Source organism: Streptomyces sp. NPDC046977 (genome assembly GCF_040644455.1).
Classification (GTDB): domain Bacteria; phylum Actinomycetota; class Actinomycetes; order Streptomycetales; family Streptomycetaceae; genus Actinacidiphila.
In genome coordinates, this window is sequence record NZ_JBEYWO010000045.1 from 1 (window position 1) to 19,639 (window position 19,639).

The following is a 19,639-nucleotide window of genomic DNA, read 5'->3' on the forward strand; positions in this document are numbered from 1 at the left end:
GGCTGCATGCCGACCATCCCCGGGGCGGTCGGCGCCTTCCGCCGTGCGGCGCTGCGCGACGTCGGGGGCATGAGCGACGACACGCTCGCCGAGGATGTGCAGTTCCAGGACCACCAGCTCGTTGGTGCCGGGACGCAGGACCGGGCCGGGCACGTAGAGGCGCTTCTGCGGGCCGCGGGACCAGTAGCGGCCCAGCGCGAAGCCGTTGACCCAGGCGTTGCCCTTGGTCCAGCCGGTCAGGTCCAGGAAGGTGTCGGCGGGGCCCTCCACCTCGAAGACGCCGCGGTGGAAAGTGGGCCCCACGGGCTGCGGGGCGCCGGTGGCGAAGGCGAGCCCGGACAGGTCGTCCAGGGGCAGCGGCCTGCTGCGCCAGCCGGTCAGCTCGGTGCCGTTGGCGCTGACCGGGCCGATCAGGCCCTTGCGGTCGTGGATGCCCTGGCCGTAGTTGACCCGGCCCTGGTTCTCGACCAGCACCGCCAGGGTCGCGCCCCCCGCGGGGACGGTGAGCGCCAGCGCGCTCTCGTGCTGCTCGCGCTCCAGGACGCCGGCGGGGGCCCCGTCGAGGAAGACCTGGGCCCGGTCCTTGACCTGGGCGAAGTGCAGCAGGGTCGGACCCGGCTCGGTGAGCTCGGTCTCGTACAGGACAAAGCCGAAGTCCTGCCCCAGTTCCTCCATGGTCAGCGGACGGGGACCGGCCACCGCCTCGCCCAGCCGGTCCGCGGAGCCGAGCAGCGACGCGGTCCCGGTGAGGGCGACGCCGAGGAGGTTGAGCTTCTTCGACGGCTCGGGCAGGGGGCCGTCGGGCACGGTGGTGTGCCGGGCGAGGACGTCGCGGAACGCGAGGTACTTCGGGGTGATGTCCCCGGCCTCGTCCAGCGGCGCGTCGTAGTCGTAGGAGGTGATGGTCGGCCGGTACGTGTGCTTGTCGTTGGCGCCGTTGGTGAAGCCGAAGTTGGTGCCGCCGTGGAACATGTACAGGTTCACGCTGGCACCCGCCGACAGCAGCTCGTCGAGGTCGGCGGCGGCGCTGGCGGCGTCGCGCACCACGTGCACCCCGCCCCACCGGTCGAACCAGCCGTTCCAGAACTCGGTGCACATCAGCGGGCCTTCGGGCTGGTGCTCGCGCAGCGCCGCCAGGTTCTGCGCGGGCCGGCTGCCGAAGTTGACCGTGCTCAGGACGCCCGGGATGCTGCCGCGGGCGAGGTCGGTGGGCTGGTCGCAGGTGAACAGCGGCACGTCGACACCGCCCTGGCGCAGCTTGGTCTCCAGGTGCGTGAGGTAGGCCGGGTCCTCGCCGTAGGCGCCGTACTCGTTCTCGACCTGCACGGCCAGGACGGGGCCGCCGTTGGTGGCCAGGTACGGCGTGACGAGCGGCAGCAGCCGGTCGAGGAACGCGTCGACGGCCTCCAGGTAGCGCGGGTCGGCGGTGCGCAGCGCGATGTCGGGCGCGGCGAGCAGCCAGGACGGCAGGCCGCCGCCCTCCCACTCAGCGCAGATGTACGGCCCGGGGCGCAGCAGCACGTGCAGTCCCTCGGCCTGGGCGAGCGCCAGGAACGCGGGCAGGTCCAGCCCGCCGTCCGCGTGGAACTCGTCCGGCCGCGGCTGGTGGAGGTTCCACGGCACGTAGGTGTCGATGGTGTTCAGCCCGAGCAGGCGCGCCTTGCGCAGCCGGTCCTGCCACTGGTCGGGGTGGACGCGGAAGTAGTGCAGGCCACCGGAGATGATGCGGAACGGCTCGCCGTCGAGGCGGAATTCGTTCCCTTCTGTCCGCAGTACGGGCATGGCGGGGGCTCCTCCAGTGGAGTCGGGATCACGTGCGTGCGGTGCTGTCACGGGGTTTCGCGGACGGGCCGGCGAGGGGTGCCCGGGACGGGATGTTTGCGTTGCCATCGCGGGGTGCGACGACGGGGGGCGGGGTGGTGGAGGGGGTCAGCGGTTCACGGGCGGCGGTCTTCCGGGGGAGGCGCGGTACTGCCGCGGACCACGAGCCTGGTGGGCACCAGCGTGGTGCCCTGCTCCGCGACGTCGTCCCTGATCTGCCGCAGCACGCCGTCGACGCAGCGCCTGCCGACCTCGGCGAAGTCCTGGTGGATCGTCGTCAGGGGCGGCATGAAGGAGGCGGCCTCCGGGATGTCGTCGAACCCGACCACGCTCACGTCCTCCGGCACCCGCCGGCCGTGCTCGCTCAGCGCGCGCAGCACACCGAGGGCCATCTGGTCGTTGGCGACGAAGACCGCGGTGCAGTCCGGGTCCGCCGCGATGCGCTGCCCGGCCTCGTAGCCGGACTCCGCCGACCAGTCGCCGCGCAGCAGCTCCGGGACCTCGCGGCCCGCGGACTCCAGGGCCTCCCGCCAGGCGCCGACCCGGCGTTCGGAGGCGAAGGACTCCTTGGGGCCCGCGATGTGCCGGACCGTGGTGTGACCGAGGCCCAGCAGGTGCTCGACGGCCGCCCGGGCGCCGCTGGCCTGGTCGGTGTCGACCACGCAGTACTGGTCACCGGCGTCGGAGTCGACGACGACCAGGGGGGCCGCCGGGGGCAGCGCCACCGTCATGGCGTCCAGCAGATGGACTTCCATGATCATGACGATGCCGTCCACCGCGAGTTCGCCGAGCCGCGAGAAGGCGCCGCGCACCCCGTCCCGCGTGGGCGCGGTGACCGGCAGCAGGGTCGTCGCGTAGCCCTCGCGCGCCGCGGAGGACGAGACCGCCTCCAGGGTGCGCATGTTGCCGGTGCTGGACAGGCTGAAGAGGATGACGCCTATCGTGCGGAACTCACCGCTCTTCAGCGCGCGCGCCGCGCTGTTGGGGCGGTAGCCGAGCTGCTTCATCGCGGCGAGGACCTGCTGCCGGGTGTCGTCGAGCACGCCGGGGAAGCCGTTGGAGACCCGGGAGACGGTCTGCGCCGAGACGCCCGCCAGCTTGGCGACGTCGGCCATCGACGCGCCGCGCCGCCGTCGCTGCGCGGCGGCCACCGAGTTCTGTCCGGTCCCGTCCACGTCCGCCGTACCCTTCGTCACGCACATCAGCCGCTGAATGTCAGAAGTCTATGGGGGGCCGAACGCCGCGGATCAGCGGTCCGCGAGGCCCCGGGTGGCCGGCGCCGGCGGTTCCCCGCCGGGGAAGCGCCGGGCCGGCCACGGGTGGTGCCGGTACGTCAGTTGACCGTGAAGCCCTGGTCCTTGCCGTACTTCACCGAGGCGTCCTGCCAGTTGGAGAGTGCGTCGGGCAGCGGGGTGGAGGAGACGTAGGCCTTGCCGACGGTGTCGTTGAAGATCGAGTTCGCGTACACCTGGTACGGCAGGTAGGACCAGCCGGGCACCACGTTCTTCGCCGAGTCGGCGAAGATCTGGTTCGCCTTCTGACCGCCGAAGTAGGGGAACTCGGTGTTCAGGAACGCGTCGGAGTTCAGGTCCGCGGTCGTCGCCGGGAAGGCGCCGCCCTTGATGCGCGCCTGCACACCGGCGTCCTTGTCCGCGTACTTCACGAACGCGTAGGCGAGGGCCTTGTCCTTGCTGGCCTCCATCACCGCCAGCGAGCTGCCGCCGTTCTCCGCGCTGGCGGTCTTGCCCGCCTCCCACTGCGGCAGCGCGGCGGCGCGCCAGTCACCCGAGGCCGAGGGGACGCCGGAGACGAAGTTGGCGGGCATCCACGCGCCGGTGTTGAGCGTGGCGATGGTGCCGTCGGCCAGTCCCTTGTACCACTGGTCGCTCCACGAGCTGATCGGGGCGAGCAGCTTCTCGGAGATGAGCTTCTGCCAGACGGCGGTGAACTCCTTGGTGCCGGGGTCGGAGAAGTCGACCTTCACCTTGGTGCCGTCCACCGTGTACGGGTGGCCGCCGGCCTGCCAGATCAAGCTGGTGACGAAGCCGGCGTCGCCGGTGTCGTTGGTGATGTACGCCTTGGGGTTCGCCTTGTGCAGGGCGCGGGCCGCGTCGAGGTACTCGTCCCAGGTGGTGGGCACCTTGATCTTGTACTGGTCGAGGACCTTCTTGTTGTAGAACATCGCCATCGGACCGGAGTCCATGGGCAGCGCGTACACGCCGTTGTTGAGGGAGACGGCGTTCCACGGGCCGGGCGAGTAGGCCTTGGACAGGTCCTTGGCGCCGTACGGGCTGAGGTCGGTCACGGACTTGCCCAGCGCGAACTGGCTGAGCGCGTAGTACTCGATCTGCGCCACGTCGGGGGCGCCCGAGCCGGCCTGGACCGCGTTCTGCAGTGCGGTGTACTGGTCGTTGCCCGTACCGGCGTTGACCAGCTTCACCTTGACCTTCGGGTACTTGGCCTCGAAGTCGGTGACCACCTGCTTCAGGGTCGGCTCCCACGCCCACACCGTCAGGTTGCCGCCCTTGTTCAGCGCCGCCTCGACGCTGCCCGCGTCCGCGGCCTTGGCCCCGGAGCCGGAGTCGTCCGAGGAACCGCAGGCGGTCAGGGCCAGGGCCCCCGCGCAGAGCACCGCGAACGCCTGCGCCGAACGGCGAAGTGGCTTGTTCGTCATCGCATCTCACTTCGTTGTGGTGATGAACTGCGGCGCCGCCCGACGGCCACCGCATGGGTGTGCCGGGGAGGGGCCTGCAGGGGTGGACACGGCGCCCGCCGGGCGCCGGTGATCATTCCTTGACGCTGCCGGCGCTGAGTCCGGTCTGCCAGAAACGCTGGAGGAAGAGGAAGGCCGCGATCAGCGGGACGATGGTCAGCAGCGACCCGGTGATCACGAGGTTGAAGACGGGCTGCCCGCCGGCTGTGGCGGCCTGGGCGTTCCAGGCGTTGAGCCCCAGCGTGAGGGGATACCAGTCGGGATCCTTGATCATGATCAGCGGCAGGAAGTAGTTGTTCCAGGTCGCGACCACGGTGAAGAGCAGGACGGTGACGATGCCCGGCCCCAGCAGCGGCAGGCTGATCCGGAAGAAGGTGCGGATCTCGCCCGAACCGTCCACCCGGGCCGCTTCCAGCAGCTCGTCCGGGATCGCCTCGGAGGCGAAGACCCACATCAGGTAGAGGCCGAAGGGCGAGATGAGCGAGGGGACGATGACCGCCCACGGCGTGTTCGTCAGGCCCATCTTGCTGAACATCAGGAACGTGGGCACGGCCAGCGCGGCACCCGGCACGGCGACCGCGCCGATCACCACCGCGAACACTCCCCGCTTGCCCGGGAAGTTGAACTTCGCCAGGCCGTAGCCGCCCAGGACGGCGAGGAAGGTCGCGCCGCCCGCGCCGACCGCCACGTACAGCAGGGTGTTCAGCAGCCACCGCACGAAGATGTGGTCGTTGTAGGTGAGGGTCTGCTGGATGTTGTCCCACAGCGCGAAGTCGCCGCTGAACCAGAGCCCGAAGGAGTCGAGCAGGTTCTTCTGCGTCTTGGTGGCGCTGATCAGCAGCCACGCCAGCGGGATCAGGGCGTACACCGCGACGAGCGCGGTCAGCACGGTGAGCAGGATGTTGCGCCTGGGCCGGTCGGAGGAGCGGCGCCGGCTCGCGGACCGCCCGGACAACGCGGAGCCGGAGCGCTGGCGCTTGGGCGCGAGGGTGCTGGTGCTGGACTGGGCCATCGTCACGCCTCCTTCCGCATGCCGCGCAGCTGCACGACGTAGGCGACGATCATCGTGACCACTCCCATGACGATCGCGACCGTCGCGGCGTAGTTGTGCTGCTGGCCGGAGAAGGACAGCGAGTAGGTGTAGAGGTTCGGCGTGAAGTACGTCGTGATGGCGTTGGGCGCCAGCGGCTTGAGGATGCTCGGCTCGTTGAACAGCTGGAAGCTGCCGATGACCGAGAAGATCGTCGCGATCACCAGCGCCCCGCGGATCGCGGGGATCTTGATGGACCTGACGATCCGCAGCTGGCTCGCCCCGTCGATCTCGGCCGCCTCGTAGAGGGAGTGCGGGATCACATGCAGCGCCGAGTAGAAGATCAGCATGTTGTAGCCGACGAACTCCCAGGTCACGATGTTGCCGATGCTCGCCAGCACGAGGCTGGGGGAGAGCGGGTTCGGCAGTGACGTCCCGAAGGTGTCGTTGAGGTTGGCGACCAGGCCGAAGCGGTCGCCGTACATGAAGCCCCACATCAAGGTCGCCACGACGGCCGGGACCGCGTACGGCAGGAAGATCGTGATGCGGAAGAAGTTCCGGCCGTGGAGGCGTCCGCTGTCCAGCGCGAGGGCGATGAACAGGGCGATGCCCAGCATGATCGGCACCTGGACGGCGAGGAACAGCGCGACGCGGCCGAGTCCGGACCAGAACTGGCTGTCCTGGAAGGCCTGGGTGTAGTTGTCCAGGCCGACGAACGAGGTGCCGCCGATGAGCTGGTCGCGGAAGAGGCTCAGGTAGATCGAGTAGCCGATCGGCGCCAGGAAGACCAGCGCGAAGAAGATCATGAATGGCGCCACGAAGCCCCATCCCAACCAGCGCCGGCCCCTGCGTCCGGGCGGTGGTGCCGCCCTGCCGGTACTGGACGGCGGCGATATGGCTGCCATGATCCCATCCCTCACGTCGTCGTGCGGGGCCCCGTCGATGGGACGGAGCCCCGGATGGTTGCGTAAACATCGGCGACCGTCCGATCGCACGTTTGCGCAAACATTTTGGATGACGTGATGTTGGCACCGCTGTTCGGGAAGCGTCAAGGGGCGTTCAGGGTTTCTTCGCCGGCGGGCGGTGCGGATGGTGTCGGCGCGGGCCGGGGCGCCCCGGCCGCGCGGGCGCCGGTGGCGGGGCGGGTGCGTGTGCGTCTTTCCGGCGACGGACGGGCGCCGGGTGCCGCCGGGCCCGGGGGAGCGGTCACCGGCGGGTGGTTGCCGGGCGGGGGGCTCCTCGCCTCGGGCGGGGTGATGCGCTCCCCGGCGGGTCGCCCGTCGTGGTGGCGCGGATCACACCTTCGCGGGCGGGATCCGGCTCGTCCACCCCGGCAACGACCCCGTCGAGGCGCGGTTGTTATGGGAGGTTATGTCCGCAATGCCTAAAAGGTCCGCCACTCGTGCGGCGGTACGACCCCTCGGTGCGCCCGCTCAGTACCAGTGGTTGGTCTGCCAGAAGGACCAGGCACCGCAGGGGCTGCCGTAGCGGCTGTCCATGTAGTTGAGGCCCCACTTGATCTGCGTGCGCGGGTTGGTGCGCCAGTCCGCGCCCGCCGAGGCCATCTTGGAGCCGGGCAGGGCCTGCACCAGCCCGTACGCGCCGGAGGAGGCATTGGTCGCGGTGAAGTTCCAGCCGCTCTCGCGGCTGACGATGTTGGAGAAGCACTGGAACTGGGTGGAGTCGCCGATGATCGCCCGTGCCATGTCCTGGACCACGCCGGTCGAGGAAGCGGCATTCGCTATCAGCGCGTCGGCCTTGCGCTTCTCCTCGGCCTGCCGCTGGGCCTCCTTGCGGGCGGAGGCGTCCCGGGCGGCCTGCTTGCGGGCGGACTCCTCGGCGGTCTTGCGCGCGGTGGCGTCGGCGGCGTCCGTCTGCGCCAGGACCTGCTGCGTCAGCGACGCCTGCTGCACCTGCTGACCGGCGGGAATGTCCGGGAGGACGGTGATCGCGTCGGTGGCGGCGACGGGCTGCAGGCCCGGCTGCTCGCTGCCGGAGGCGACACCGACGACAGCGCCCACGGTGGTGACCGCAGTGGCCGAGGCCACCGCGAATCCCCGGACCGAGATCCGGCTCACACGGTTTCCTTCCCGCGTCGCCCGCTTGGTGACCTCGCGGACGTGAATGTGCCCTTTGGCGCCGGCCTGATCGTGCACGGGTCCCGGAAACCACGGAACAGCGCGTCAATTCCGTGCTCCCGTAAGCCTGATGAGCACGGACAAGCCATGGGCAGGGCCTTACAGAACCGACAGCCTGCCCTAGTCGAACACGGCAGCGCAACGGATTCGCGCCTTTCCGTGTCACGCCGTTGGGCCGGACGTCATGCCCGGCGGTTCGTAGTGGCTGTCGACGAGGGACACGGAGCCGGGGGCATCGGCCGGGACCATGCGTGCGTGCCCGGCCGGGTGAGTCCGGCCGACCCGCAAGTCACCTGGGACATAAGGCGATTGAATCAACCGGAAGGCTATGTGCCGGCGCTGAGAGGGCCCCCGTGCGGGCTTCGAGCGGTGCGGCCGGGGCGGGACGGCGGTCCCGCCCCGGCCTTGTGTCTGTCCGGCCTCTCAGCGCAGCGTGTACGCCGAGGGGAGGGTCTGCCGGACGGTGTTGCCCTGGCTGTCGGTCGCGCTGATTCTCAGTCCGACGCCGTGGGCGGCCTGGTCCCGCCGGGGGTTCCTGACCGTCGTGGTGAAGGTGTTCTTCCCGGTGGCCCGGGTGGTCGCCGGGCGCCAGGTCCTGCCCCCGTCGAAGGTGGTCTCCGCCTTCAGGGAGGTCACCTTGGGGAGCGCGGTGAGGCGTTCCTGGTAGTAGCCGACGACGGTGATGTCGTGGCTCTCCCCGGCCTTGACGGTGTTGTCCAGCGCCAGACCGAAGTCGTAGCGCAGGAAGATCAGCGGCTCCGGACGGCACGCCGCCGTGTCGCCGCCGACCACCTCGCCCATGCACGGGCTCAGCTGAGGGGCGTCGTCCTTGGCCGGCTCGGCGGAGGTGTACTGCCACACCGTGCTGACGTCGTCGGTCTTCGCCTCGAACGTGTACCGGCCCGACTTCGCCGGCAGGTCGTACGAGACGAGGTCACCTCCGTCGCAGCCGGTCAGCGCCAGCATCACCGCGGCCGCGAGCACCATGAGGGCCCCTCTGCGGCGTCGTGCCGACGGCACCGTGTTCTTCATCGCGTTGGTCTCCTTCGCGGTCTCTCGTGCCGTCACTGGGTCAGGTAGTCGACGTCGGGGAGCGGCTGTGTGCGCCGCGCGATCTCGTCACCGGACGCGTTCCGCAGCGTGAAGTCGCAGGTGAAGTCGAGGTTCGGCAACGTGGTCGACGGGGTCGGCCCGCACGCGGGGACCTCGGTGAAGTCGTGCGTGATCAGCTCGTCGTTGACGATGCCCATCAGCGCCTGGCGGCCGCCGCCGCTGCCCGTCACGAAGACACTCGGGTAGAACGTGTCGCCCTGCCGGCACCCCGAGCACGGTCCGGCCGAGACGGTGAAGCCGGACGCGGTCCGCGCCTGCGACGCGGCTCCGGGCACGGAGGGGCCGGCGTTCCAGTGGATCGCGTTCCTGCCGGTCAGGACCAGGTCGTTCACTTCGGTCCGGTTGTGCGTCATGAAGGAGTCCGCCCCGTCCTCGGCCCAGGAGGCGGTGAACCGGCTGATCGCGTCGGGCTGCCGCGCGACGAAAACGGTCATCGCCTTCTGCGTGGCCGGGTGCGGCAGGGACACCTGCGACGTGACGGGCGTGGCCCGCAGGTGCTGCATCCAGCTCAGCTGGTGGACCCAACCGGGCCGTGCCCCGTGGAAGGACAGGTCGACCCGGTCCAGATCGCCCTTGCCGACCCGGTAGGCGCCCGTCCCGATCTGCCCCTCGTCGTGGTACCTGGCGACGTACGCCGCCGGCACGGCACTGCCGCCGAGAGTGATCCGGACGTGCGACCGGTCGGCCTTGATGCGCTTGATCAGGCCTTCGGCCTGCGCGTAGGGCACGGTCACGACGGGCAGCGCGGTGTACGCCTGGAGCGCCGGGCAGCTCTGCGGCCCGAACCCGCACTGGTCGAGCGTGCCGGGGCTTCCCAGCGAGGTCAGGTCCGGTGCCGCGACCAGCACACCGACGGCGCCCGCTGCCGCGGCGGCGGCCACCCGCTCGTCCCGCAGCCTGGCGAAGTCGCACGTGCCCTGGCAGATGTCGGCCGGGGTCAGGAGGACGAGCTTGCCCCGGACGCCGGCGGCCGCGATGTCGGCGGCGGTTCCGTTGCCCGCGTGGACCACCGGCAGGTGCCCCTCGACCGGCAAACGGGGAACGGGGATCGCGGCTTCGCGGAAGCCCGGGTCGCCGTCGTCGTTCAGCCACATCTGCGTCTCGCTCACCGTGGCGTCCGGCGTCGCGTAGCGGGCGGACAGGCCCGCGGGGGCGCCGCCGCCGGAGGCGCGCAGGGTGACGGCGGGGGTCACCCGCGAGCTGTAGAAGTCATGGGTGAAGGTGCCCATGCGCACCTTGCCGGTGGTGGGCAGCACCCACCAGTGCGGTTCGACGGCCTTGTAGTCGGCCGAGAACACCGTGCCCGTCGTCCACGCCCCGGTCGCCGAGACCCGGTTGACGGTGTCGGAGGCCGAGTAGGTCTCGGTGGACTCCGGGTACCGCACGCTCAGCGGCTTGGCCTTGCGCAGGTCGAACGTGACGGTGGTGGCCTTGGTGAGGCCCACCTCCGGGGCGATCGGCTGGGCCTGCTGCCACTCGCCGGACGCGTCCCGCCAGCTGACCGGCATCTGCACCGCCCAGGTGCCGCGGAAGAGCTCCTCGGTCATCGTGGCCCGGTCGATGTCGAGCACCGGGCCCGTGTGCAGGTGGATCTGGTCGTCGACCGGCAGGAAGGTGGCGGTGCCGTAGCTGACGTCGGTCGCGCCCGCCGGGGGGACGACGTTCAGGGTCAGCGGGAACTTCTCGGCCTCGAGGAAGGTGTGGATGCCCGAACTCAGCTTCACCGAGCCGGAGTCGTCGCGGGCGGTCAGCAGCCCGTTGTAGCCGCCGAAGGGCCCGTTGTCGCCGAGCACCCTGCCGTCGACGGTCACCGATACCTCGGCGGAGCCGCCGGCGGGCACGACGACTGTGTCCGTGCTCAGGGTGAACAGGCCCGCCTTGGTGGGCTTGCCGTCGGCGAACGAGACCGGCATCGCCAGGTGCAACGTGGTCGCGTCGTCACCGCGGTTGGTGTACGTGATCGTCTTGGTCACCGGCGCGTGCGGGAAGGCCAGGCGGCCGAAGTTCAGGGTCCCCTTCGGGACGATCCGCGGATTGGTCGCGGTCGCCAGGTCCACCCGGCCCCTGCCCTGGGCGTACATGTCGTGACCGAGGTCGGTGGCGGTGTCCATCAGCAGCGCCTTGATCTGCTGCCCCGTCAGTTCCGGGTGCTGCTCGGCGACGATGGCCGCGGCGCCCGCCACGTGCGGGGTCGCCATCGAGGTGCCGTCGGCCGCGGTGTAGTACTGGTCCACCGGCGTGCCCATGGACGTGCCGGCGGCGCGTGCGGCGACGATGCCGACGCCGGGAGCCGCGATGTCGGGCTTGGCCGCGCCGTCCCCGATCCGCGGACCGCGGTTGGAGAAACTGGCCATCTCGTCGTTCTTGTCGACGGCCGCCACGGTGAGGGCGTCGTCGGCGGAGCCCGGGGAGACGACCTTCTGCGGGACGAAACCGGAGTTGCCGGCCGCGACCACGAACAGCGTGCCGGTGGACCGGCTGAGCTCGTTGAGCGCCTGGCTCATCGGGTCGGTGCCGTCGGTGGGGTCGCCGCCCAGGCTCATGTTGACGACCTTGGCCCCCGAGTGGGCGGCCCAGTCCATCGCCGCGATGATGCCGTCGTCGGGGCACTGGCCGCTGTCGTCGCAGACCTTGCCGACCAGCAGCTTGGCGCCGGGCGCGACGCCCTTGCGCAGCCCCTTGGAGGCGGCCCCGCTGCCCAGCACCGTGGACGCCACATGGGTGCCGTGCCCGTGGCCGTCCTTGGTGCCGGTGGGGCTGCCGGTGAAGTCGACCTGACCGACGATGCTGCCGGCGACGTCCGGGTGGGTGGCGTCGATACCGGTGTCGAGCACCGCCACCGTCACCCCGGTGCCGTCGTAACCGCGCTCCCAGGCGACGGGTGCGCCGATCTGCGGCACCGACTGCTCGAGGTCGACATGGGCCATGCCGTTGAGCCAGACCTTCTTGACCCCGGCCAGGGAACCGGCGGACCGGGCGGCGGCGGACGTGGCGTCCGTCTTGCCCCGCACCTGCTGCCACCAGCGGCCGTCCTCGGCGACGTTCATCGAACGGCCGTTGATGCTCGGCAGGGCCCTGCCGCCGGAGGCGCCGGCCACCTTGCGCGTCATGTCGGCCTTGGCGGTGCCGGTGTAGGTGACGAGCACCGGCACCGTGCCGCCCTTGCCCGCCGCGGTCAGCGCCACCAGCCGGCTCAGGTCGAACAGCCCCCAGTCCAGCAGCCCCTTGGCGACCAGCGCGAGGGCGTCGTCCGGAACGACGTACGTCCTGCCCTCACGGGTGATGGTGTGGAACACCACCGGGGGAGCGTCGGGCCGCGCCGCGCTCTCGATGTCGCGGACGACCGGCTTGCCGGAGGCGTCGACGCCGACGTGCAGCCTGTCACCGGTGATCAGCGTCACCGGCACCGAACCGCCGGACGCGGCGACGACCCGCGCCAGGTCGGTGTCGGCGATCGCCGTGGGGCTGCCGGTCCGTACGGCACCGGGTCGCGGCGTCTGCCGCGCCGGCTCGGCGGCGTGGGTCGCCGTGGTCGACACGACCATCCCGAGGACCGTCAGACCGACGGTCGCCGCGCCCAGGCGTCTGCCGAGCCGCTTCCTTGTGCTTCGCCTCATCTATGGGTCTCCTGTGGGATGAAGGACGGGACATACCGGGGGACATGCGGCGCGACGGCGCGCGGGACTCCGCACCGTGGGCGATCCCGGTGCGGCGGCGGCCCTGGGCCCTCGCGCTAGAGCGGTTCGTACTCGTCGGCGCCGCCTGCGCCGTTGGTGCCCCGGGGGGCCGGAGTGCCTGACGGGCCGTCCGGTGTCGCTGCCGGCGCGGGTTCGTCCTCGGCACGGGGCGCCGGCTCGAACGGGGTGTCCGCCGGCTCCGTCGCCGGCGGTTCTGCGGTTGACATGAGCACGAGTGTGCAACCGGGCCCGGACCGGGCTCGATTGGTCAGATGCGGGATTTAACTCGTCGTTCGCGCGTGCGTCTTTTTTTCGTCCGGGACGGCGGCGCCGAATTCACTCGTCGTGCGGCAGGGTGTGCCCCTGCTCGCCGATGAGCCCCAACTCCACGACCCTCAGCGCGAGTCCGGTTCGCGACGTCGCCCGCAGCTTGCGCATCGCCGACTTCACCTGGCTGGCCACCGTCTGCGTGGACACCACCAGCCGGTCGGCGATCTGGCGGTTGGTCAGGCCGTCGAGCAGCAGGCGGGCGACCTCCAGCTCGCGCGGGGAGAGCTGGTCGCCGTAACCGGGCCGTCCCCGGCCGCGTCCCTCCCGGGTGCCCGCGCCCTGTTCGTTCAGCGAACGTGTCACCCGGTCGGCGTCGTTGCGGGCGCCCAGTCCGGACATCGCCCGGCGGACGTCCGACAGCACCGGCACAGCGGCCTCGTGACGGCCCGCGGCGATCAGGCAGCGGGCATGGTGCTCCCGGGCGAGCAGGGCGTCGTACGGCCTCGGCAGCGCCTGCCAGGCATCGGCCGCCCGGGCGAACAGCGCCGCCGCGTCGTCCGGCCGGCCGTCCGCCTCGGCCAGCATCGCCCGGCACAGCACCAGGGACGCCTGCGGCGCCGGGGCGTCCTTGCCGCCCAGGGCCCGCTCGAAAGCGCCCACCAGGTCGGCGGCGTCGCCCGGCCGGCCCGCGGCGACCAGCGCCGCGACCCGCACCGGCGCGAACTCGGCGGCCCTGGTCCAGATCCCGCTGCCGACGGCGGTCTCCGCCACCTCGTCGGTCAGCCGCAGCGCCTCGCCCGCGTCGCCGTCGCGCAGATACAGCCGCGCCAGCGCGGTCGTCGCCTCGATCCGCTGCTGGTCGTCACGGCCGGCGAAGCGCAGCCGCTCCTCGGCCGCCGCGCGGTCCCCGGCGGCGATCTGGATCAGGCCCGCCACGAGGGAGGCCTCGCACCGGTCCTTCAACCGCACGCCGTCGTCGTCGTCCACCAGCCGGGCCGCCCTGTCGGCGAGTCCCTCCCAGGCACCGGTGAACCAGTCGAGGTGGGCGCGGGACGAGGCGATGCTGGCGAGGTACTCCAGGAACTCGTGGCGTTCGGCGATCGCGGAGGCCCTGGCCAGCCGCGAGCGGGCCTCGTCGTACCGCCCCCACCGCATCGCCTCCTCGCCGACGTTGGTGTGGCCGACCGCGACCATCGCCGCCTCGCGGGAGTTGGCGACGTCGTCCGGGATGCGCCGCGCCTCGTCCCAGCCGCTCTCCTCACCGAGCATGAGCAGGGCGAAGGCACGCTCCACCGACAGGCGCATGCGCTCGTGCGGCGCGATCGACACCGTCATCGCGGGTGCCTCGCGCAGCCAGCGCAGATGCTCCGACACCGGCCGTGCGTTGCCGAGGGGGAGGGCGAGGAGGATGCGGGCCCGCGCCGCTTCCAGCGAGTCCGGCGGCAGCTGCGGCACGGCTTTCAGGATCTCGTTCCGGCCCGCCTCGATCTCGCCCGCCACCATCAGCACCCGGCCGATCTGGAAGCGGACCAGGGACTCCTGTCCCGGAGTCAGGGCCTGGGTCCCCAGCGCCGACCGCAGCGAGTCGATGATCCTCGAATGGGGGTCGGAGCCCGGCAGCGACTGGAACTGGATCTTCGCCACGAGGCCCACCAACTGCTCCACCGGCAGGGTCACGCTCGTGACCAGGCTGTGCAGCAGCCGCGCCGACGTGGCCACGTCACCGGACTGCGTGGACAGGTCGGCCGCCCGCTCGGTGTAGCGGCACGCCGCCCCGACATCGCCCGCCAGCCGGAAGTGCCGGGCCAACTGCGCCACCGGCGGCAGCGGCCAGCGCTCCATCGCGCGGCCGGCACGCAGATGCATGGCACGCCGCTCCTCGGCAGGGATGGCCTCGTACACCGCGTCGCACGCCAGGGCATGGTGGAACGACCACTGCCCGGGCCCCGCCTCGCGCAGCAGACCGCAGCCCAGGGCGTCGGCCGCCAGCGCGCCGAACCGGTCCTCGGGCAGGCCCGTCACCGCGCGCACGGTCGCGTGGTCGGCCGGACCGGAGAGCACCGACACCGCGTAGAGCACCGTCCGGGTGTCGGGCCGCAGCCGCCCCACGCGCTCCAGCATGGCGTCGCGAATGGTGGGCGGCACGTCGATACGGTCCAGCCGGCGCCGCGCCCAGCCGCCGTCCTGGCGGATCAGGTCGGCCCGGTCGTGCATCAGCCGCACCGACTCCTCCACCGCCAGCGGTACGCCCTCCGTCCGCGCGTGCAGGAAGGCCGCGAACTCGGCCGAAACATGCTCACCGGCCAGCATCGACGAGACGACCGCGGCGGTGTCGTCGATCCCCAGCGGTGCCAGCACCATCCTGACCAGGTGCGCGTCGGCGGGCAGCCGGGAGGACAGCCGCAACAGCAGCGAATCGGGCGGGACATCGTCCCGCCGGTACGTCACCACCACGCTCACCGGCTGCGGGCGGCGCGACACCAGGAAGAGCAGGAACTCCAGCGTCGCCTCGTCCGCCCAGTGCACGTCCTCCACGACGAGCACGGCCACGTCGAGCCGGCCGAGCACCTCGACGAAGGCGCGGAACAACCGGTGCCGGGCCGCGGTCGCGTCCTCCAGCGGCTCCGGCGCGGGAGGCAGTTCGTCGGCCCACTCGGGGAACAACGGCCGCAGCGCGCCGCCCAGGCCGCTGAGTTGCAGACTGGCAACGTTGTCGACACCGTCGCGCACGGCGTCCACGACCGCGCCGAGCGTGTACGGTACGCGCAACTCCGGGCAGGCACCGACCAGGGCGCGGCGTCCCCGTTGGGCCTCGGACGCCAGCAACTCCCGCAGCAGGCGGGTCTTTCCGATCCCCGCCTCGCCGTCGATCAGCACCACGGCGGGGGGTTGCCCGAGCGCCGCCCCGAGCGCGCCGACCTCGCGGTCGCGCCCGACGAACCGCGGCACGGAAAGCGTCGGGAGCCGACCGGCATCGGTGGTGGGCCGTCTCTCCAACGCCTGCCCCTTCGGTCGGTCGCCTGCGTGAGCTGACTTTAGCCGTGAACGATCACGAGGCAAGGGGTTCGGGCCAGATGTTTGACCCGGCAAGCGATCCCTTCCCCGAACCCTGCCGGTGTGTTGATGCGCGGCACGGGAGGCATCGCGATGCCTCGGCGGTGTGGGCGGCACCCTGTGGCGCAGTCGAGCCGGACACAGGCCGGGGGCGGGGGGGGGGGGGGGGGGGGGCCGGCGGGCCCCCCCCCCACCCCGCCCCCGTCGCGGGTCAGGCCGTGGCCACCGCGAACACGTGGATGACGCCGCCGTCGGTCGCGCCCGGCAGGGTCACGCTCGCCAGCCGCTTGCCCGCCTGCAAGGCGATCGGCGTCGTGGCGAAGACGTCCGTACCCACCCGGTCCACCCCGCCGCCCGACACGTCGCGGTACGGCGTGTGGAGCGCCACGACGTTGCCGAAGGACGGCTGCTGGGTGCCGCCGCCCAGCGTCCAGTCACTGAACCCGATCGAGGCCTCCTGGGTCGTGCCGTCGGTGTACGTGAGCGTCACCGTGCCCGTCGTCGTGCCGTTGATGGCGCTGCCCAGCAGGCTCAGCTTCGTCGCGTCCGGGGAGCCGGCCGACAGGTCGAGGACCTGCGGCGCGCCACCGCCCACCACCTCGATGTTGTCCGGGTCGCCCGGGTTCACCGCGGGCCACGTGAAGTCGAAGCCACCCGCGGAGACCGTGCCACCGGGCTTCGCACCCGCATCCGCGAGCGCCTTCGCCGAGTAACTCCAGCCCTGACCGTCGAAGTTGGCCTGCGGGTTGGAGTCGTCGGCCGAGATGCCGGTGTTGTTGAGGTTCCACATGACACTGTCCCGCGCGGCGACGGTCACCGCGAGCGACGTGCCGGGCACGGCCGTGCCGGACGCCGAGGTCAGGGTCACCGGCACCGTGTAGAAGCCGGGCCGGGTGTCGGTCGCGGCCGTGACGGTGAACTTCTCACTGCCCGCACTCCCGCCGGGCACCTGGAAGGTACCCTCCGACGGCGTCACGGTGATTCCCTTCGGCGGTGTCGCCTTCCAGTGCACGGTGGCGGCCGCGTCCTCGATCGTCTGCACCTTGACCTGGGAACCGGTCCCCGTGGTTCCCGGCTCGACCTTCACCTGGCCGGGCGCGGTCCCGGTGAAGAACGGCACCCCGCCCTCGCGGAAGGACGGCGGGGCGTCGGCCGGGGCACTGCCCCAGGACGTGTTCGGCGTGCTGCCCAGCGTGAAGTCCAGGGTGCCGCCGCGCGTGACGAAGGAGGCGGGCACCCACGGCTTGTCGGACTTCTTGCCGTCGGTCCGCAGCCCCCGTATGTACCGGTTCTCCGCCGAGGCGCCCGGTGCGTTGACCGTGATCTTCTTGCCGTGCCCGGTACGGATCACCGCGCGCGGGAACAGCGGCGCGGAGAGCACCAGGTCGGCCCGGCTGGGCACCTGCGGGTACATGCCGAGCGCGGAGAAGACGTACCAGGACGACATCGTGCCCGCGTCGTCGTTACCGGGAATGCCGCCGGGCTGGTCGGTCCACAGCTGGTCCAGCGCCGCGCGCACGGTCTCCTGGGTCTTCCAGGGCGCCCCCAAGTAGTCGTACAGGTAAGGGGCGTTGATGTCGGGCTCGTTGGTGGGGTCGAAGCGCGTCGGGTCCTGCGCCGAGAAGTCGAAAGCGCCGGCCGGGGTACGGAAGAACGCGTCCAGCCGCTTCACCGCGGCCTCGTTGCCGCCCATCGCGCGGGCGAGGCCCGCCACGTCCGAGTAGACCATCCAGGTGTACCGGGCGCTGGTGCCCTCGACGAAGCCGCTCTCGGTGCTCGGCGAGAACGAACCGCCGACCCAGGTCCCGTCCGCCTTCCTGTCCCGCATGTAGCCGCCCTGCGGGGTCGCGTTCGCGTCGAAGACGTACCTCCAGGCGCCCGAACGCTCCAGGAACTTCTTCTGGTTCGCGCGGTCACCGACGGCGCCGGCCAGTTCCGACAGCCCGTGGTCGGCCGCCGCGTCCTCCAGCGTCTCGGCCGCGCCGCCCCAGCAGTGGCAGCCGTCCGCCGGCACGTAACCGAGCTTCAGGTACTTGTCGAGCGCCGGGCGCTGCCCGACGCACTCCACGTTGCAGCCCGCGCTGTCCGAGTCGTTCGCCGTCGGCACGGTCGCCGCGGTGATCAGGGAGCGCAGCGCGCCCTTGACGTCGAAGTCGCGTCCTCCGAAGGCGTGGATCCCGGCGAGCGCGGCGGCCGACGGGTCGCCGGACATCACACTGGTCTTGCCGTTCTCCAGCAGCCAGCGGTCCCACTCGCCGTCGCGCTGGCCCGCGTAGTTGAAGAGGGACTGGGCGTAGTCGCTGCCCGCCCTCGGGTTGAGGAGAGTCATCAACTGCACCTGCGCGCGGTACTGGTCCCAGCCCGAGAAGGTGCCGTACTGCGCCTTCTGGCCCTTCGCCAGCTTGTGCGGCTTGAGGTCCGCGCCGAGGTAGCGCCCGTCGACGTCGCTGGTCAGCGTCGGTTCCAGCATCGAGTGGTACAACGCGGTGTAGAAGGTGGTGCGCTGGGCGTCGGAGCCGCCGCTCACCTTCACCTTGTCCAGCTCGTGCCGCCAGGCCGACTCCGCCTGCGACCGCACCTTGTCGAACGTCTTGCGGGGCGGGTTCTCGGCCTTGAGGTTGGCCTCGGCGCCAGCCGCGCTGACGTACGAGATCGCCACCTTCGCCTGGACCTGCGTCGTGCCCTGAGCGAACGTCACGTACGCGCCCGAGCCCTTGCCCGCCGCAGGGATGCCGTTCGTACCGTAACCGGTGCCACCGGAGGCCGAGGTCGACCCCGGGGTCAGCGTGGTGTCGGTCCAGGTGCCGACCTTCGCGAACGGCTGGTCGAAGTGTGCGGTGAAGTAGAGGGTGTAGAGGTCGTGGCGGTTGTTCGCGTTCATCGGGCCGCAGAAGTTGCCGGCGGTGACCGAGCCGGTCACGGTCCGCGCCGCCTCGTCCACCCGCACGGTCGCGTCGCCGCTGCCCGTCTCGGAGTTGGACGTACGGAACAGCATGCTCGCGGGCTTGTCGGCGGGGAAGCCGAAGCGTCCCGAGCCGGTGCGGGGGGTCGTGGTCAGCTCCGCGGACGCGCCGCTGGCCAGCCCCACCTTGTAGTAGCCCGCCTCCGCGGTCTCGTCCTCGTGGGAGAACGAGCTGGCGTACTTGGCGTCGGTGGAGTCGGCCGAGGGGGAGGAGTCGACGTCGCCGACGTACGGCATCACGGGGATGTCGCCGTTGGCCCCGTAACAGCCGACGCCGTTGAGGTGGGTGAGGCTGAAACCGCGGATCTTCTTCGCGTTGTACTCGTACCCGCCGGGGGCGGGGGTCGAGATCTGGCCCCGGGTGTTCTGCGGACTCCAGGCGAGCATGCCGAAGGGCTGCACGGCGCCGGGGTAGGTGTTGCCCGCGTTGGTCGAGCCGATCAGCGGGTCGACGTACGCCGTGGTGTCCCGCACCTCGCCCCGGTCCGAGGCGGCCGTCGCGGCCGTCGCGGGGACGGCGGCGGCCAGGGAGAGGACGGTACCGAGCGCCGCCATGAGCGCGACGGCCGCGCCACCGGGCGTCCGGCGCCGTAGGGAGCGCGGTATCGGCCGGAGCCGCCCCGCGCCAGAACGAACTGATGGTGTGTCTGACATCGTTGTCTACCCTTCAATTCAGTTCGGACAACGCCTCGTTAGACAACGTTGTCAGGGTGCGGACAGATGCTCCTCCGGTTGATCGCCAGGTGTCAAGGGTGCGCGTGCGGCGAGATGCACCCGGCGCCGCACGTGTTTGTCCGGCCGAACGCGCTGTACGAAAGGGCGCGTTGAGCCGATCGTTGTCAGAGGCATGGGTTTGACTGG

11 protein-coding genes are annotated in these 19,639 nt (G+C 71.4%); all 11 read right to left on the minus strand.

Annotation, left to right across the window (positions count from 1 at the left end; genetic code table 11):
- On the minus strand, positions 1 to 1,782 hold a 1,782-nt coding region (locus ABZ883_RS39125; RefSeq protein WP_360915639.1), incomplete at its 3' end, for a beta-galactosidase family protein.
- Between the two features lie 155 nt (positions 1,783 to 1,937).
- Positions 1,938 to 2,936: a LacI family DNA-binding transcriptional regulator gene (locus ABZ883_RS39130; RefSeq protein WP_360915751.1), complete on the minus strand. Its 999-nt coding sequence runs from the start codon at positions 2,934 to 2,936 to the stop codon at positions 1,938 to 1,940.
- Positions 2,937 to 3,154: 218 nt separating this feature from the next.
- The gene (locus ABZ883_RS39135; protein ID WP_360915642.1) at positions 3,155 to 4,495 is read right to left on the minus strand and encodes a sugar ABC transporter substrate-binding protein; all 1,341 of its coding nucleotides are present in this window, start codon (positions 4,493 to 4,495) and stop codon (positions 3,155 to 3,157) included.
- A 112-nt stretch (positions 4,496 to 4,607) separates the two neighbouring features.
- Positions 4,608 to 5,546: a carbohydrate ABC transporter permease gene (locus tag ABZ883_RS39140; protein ID WP_360915645.1), complete on the minus strand. Its 939-nt coding sequence runs from the start codon at positions 5,544 to 5,546 to the stop codon at positions 4,608 to 4,610.
- Between the two features lie 2 nt (positions 5,547 to 5,548).
- A complete protein-coding gene (locus tag ABZ883_RS39145; protein WP_360915648.1) occupies positions 5,549 to 6,469 on the minus strand; it encodes a sugar ABC transporter permease in 921 nt (306 codons plus the stop codon).
- A 528-nt stretch (positions 6,470 to 6,997) separates the two neighbouring features.
- Positions 6,998 to 7,642 (minus strand): transglycosylase SLT domain-containing protein, encoded by a 645-nt coding sequence (locus ABZ883_RS39150; protein ID WP_360915651.1) that lies wholly within the window; start codon positions 7,640 to 7,642, stop codon positions 6,998 to 7,000.
- A gap of 483 nt (positions 7,643 to 8,125) precedes the next feature.
- Positions 8,126 to 8,734: a hypothetical protein gene (locus ABZ883_RS39155; RefSeq protein WP_360915654.1), complete on the minus strand. Its 609-nt coding sequence runs from the start codon at positions 8,732 to 8,734 to the stop codon at positions 8,126 to 8,128.
- A gap of 32 nt (positions 8,735 to 8,766) precedes the next feature.
- On the minus strand, positions 8,767 to 12,432 hold the full coding sequence (locus ABZ883_RS39160; RefSeq protein WP_360915657.1) for a S8 family serine peptidase: 3,666 nt from the start codon (positions 12,430 to 12,432) through the stop codon (positions 8,767 to 8,769).
- Positions 12,433 to 12,548: 116 nt separating this feature from the next.
- Positions 12,549 to 12,719, minus strand: coding sequence for a hypothetical protein (locus tag ABZ883_RS39165; RefSeq protein ID WP_360915660.1), 171 nt, complete (start codon positions 12,717 to 12,719; stop codon positions 12,549 to 12,551).
- Positions 12,720 to 12,828: 109 nt separating this feature from the next.
- Positions 12,829 to 15,711, minus strand: a complete 2,883-nt coding sequence (locus tag ABZ883_RS39170) for an AAA family ATPase (protein ID WP_360915663.1) — start codon at positions 15,709 to 15,711, stop codon at positions 12,829 to 12,831.
- A 316-nt stretch (positions 15,712 to 16,027) separates the two neighbouring features.
- Positions 16,028 to 19,333: a GH92 family glycosyl hydrolase gene (locus tag ABZ883_RS39175; protein ID WP_360915666.1), complete on the minus strand. Its 3,306-nt coding sequence runs from the start codon at positions 19,331 to 19,333 to the stop codon at positions 16,028 to 16,030.
- Positions 19,334 to 19,639: the final 306 nt, after the last annotated feature.

Excerpts from the sequence above, each read along its gene's own strand:
- ABZ883_RS39130 (WP_360915751.1), bottom strand. The coding sequence starts at position 2,936 with ATGGCCGACGTCGCCAAGCTGGCGGGCGTCTCGGCGCAGACCGTCTCC.
- ABZ883_RS39135 (WP_360915642.1), bottom strand. The coding sequence starts at position 4,495 with ATGACGAACAAGCCACTTCGCCGTTCGGCGCAGGCGTTCGCGGTGCTC.
- ABZ883_RS39140 (WP_360915645.1), bottom strand. The coding sequence starts at position 5,546 with ATGGCCCAGTCCAGCACCAGCACCCTCGCGCCCAAGCGCCAGCGCTCC.
- ABZ883_RS39145 (WP_360915648.1), bottom strand. The coding sequence starts at position 6,469 with ATGGCAGCCATATCGCCGCCGTCCAGTACCGGCAGGGCGGCACCACCG.
- ABZ883_RS39155 (WP_360915654.1), bottom strand. The coding sequence starts at position 8,734 with ATGAAGAACACGGTGCCGTCGGCACGACGCCGCAGAGGGGCCCTCATG.
- ABZ883_RS39160 (WP_360915657.1), bottom strand. The coding sequence starts at position 12,432 with ATGAGGCGAAGCACAAGGAAGCGGCTCGGCAGACGCCTGGGCGCGGCG.
- ABZ883_RS39165 (WP_360915660.1), bottom strand. The coding sequence starts at position 12,719 with ATGTCAACCGCAGAACCGCCGGCGACGGAGCCGGCGGACACCCCGTTC.
- ABZ883_RS39175 (WP_360915666.1), bottom strand. The coding sequence starts at position 19,333 with ATGGCGGCGCTCGGTACCGTCCTCTCCCTGGCCGCCGCCGTCCCCGCG.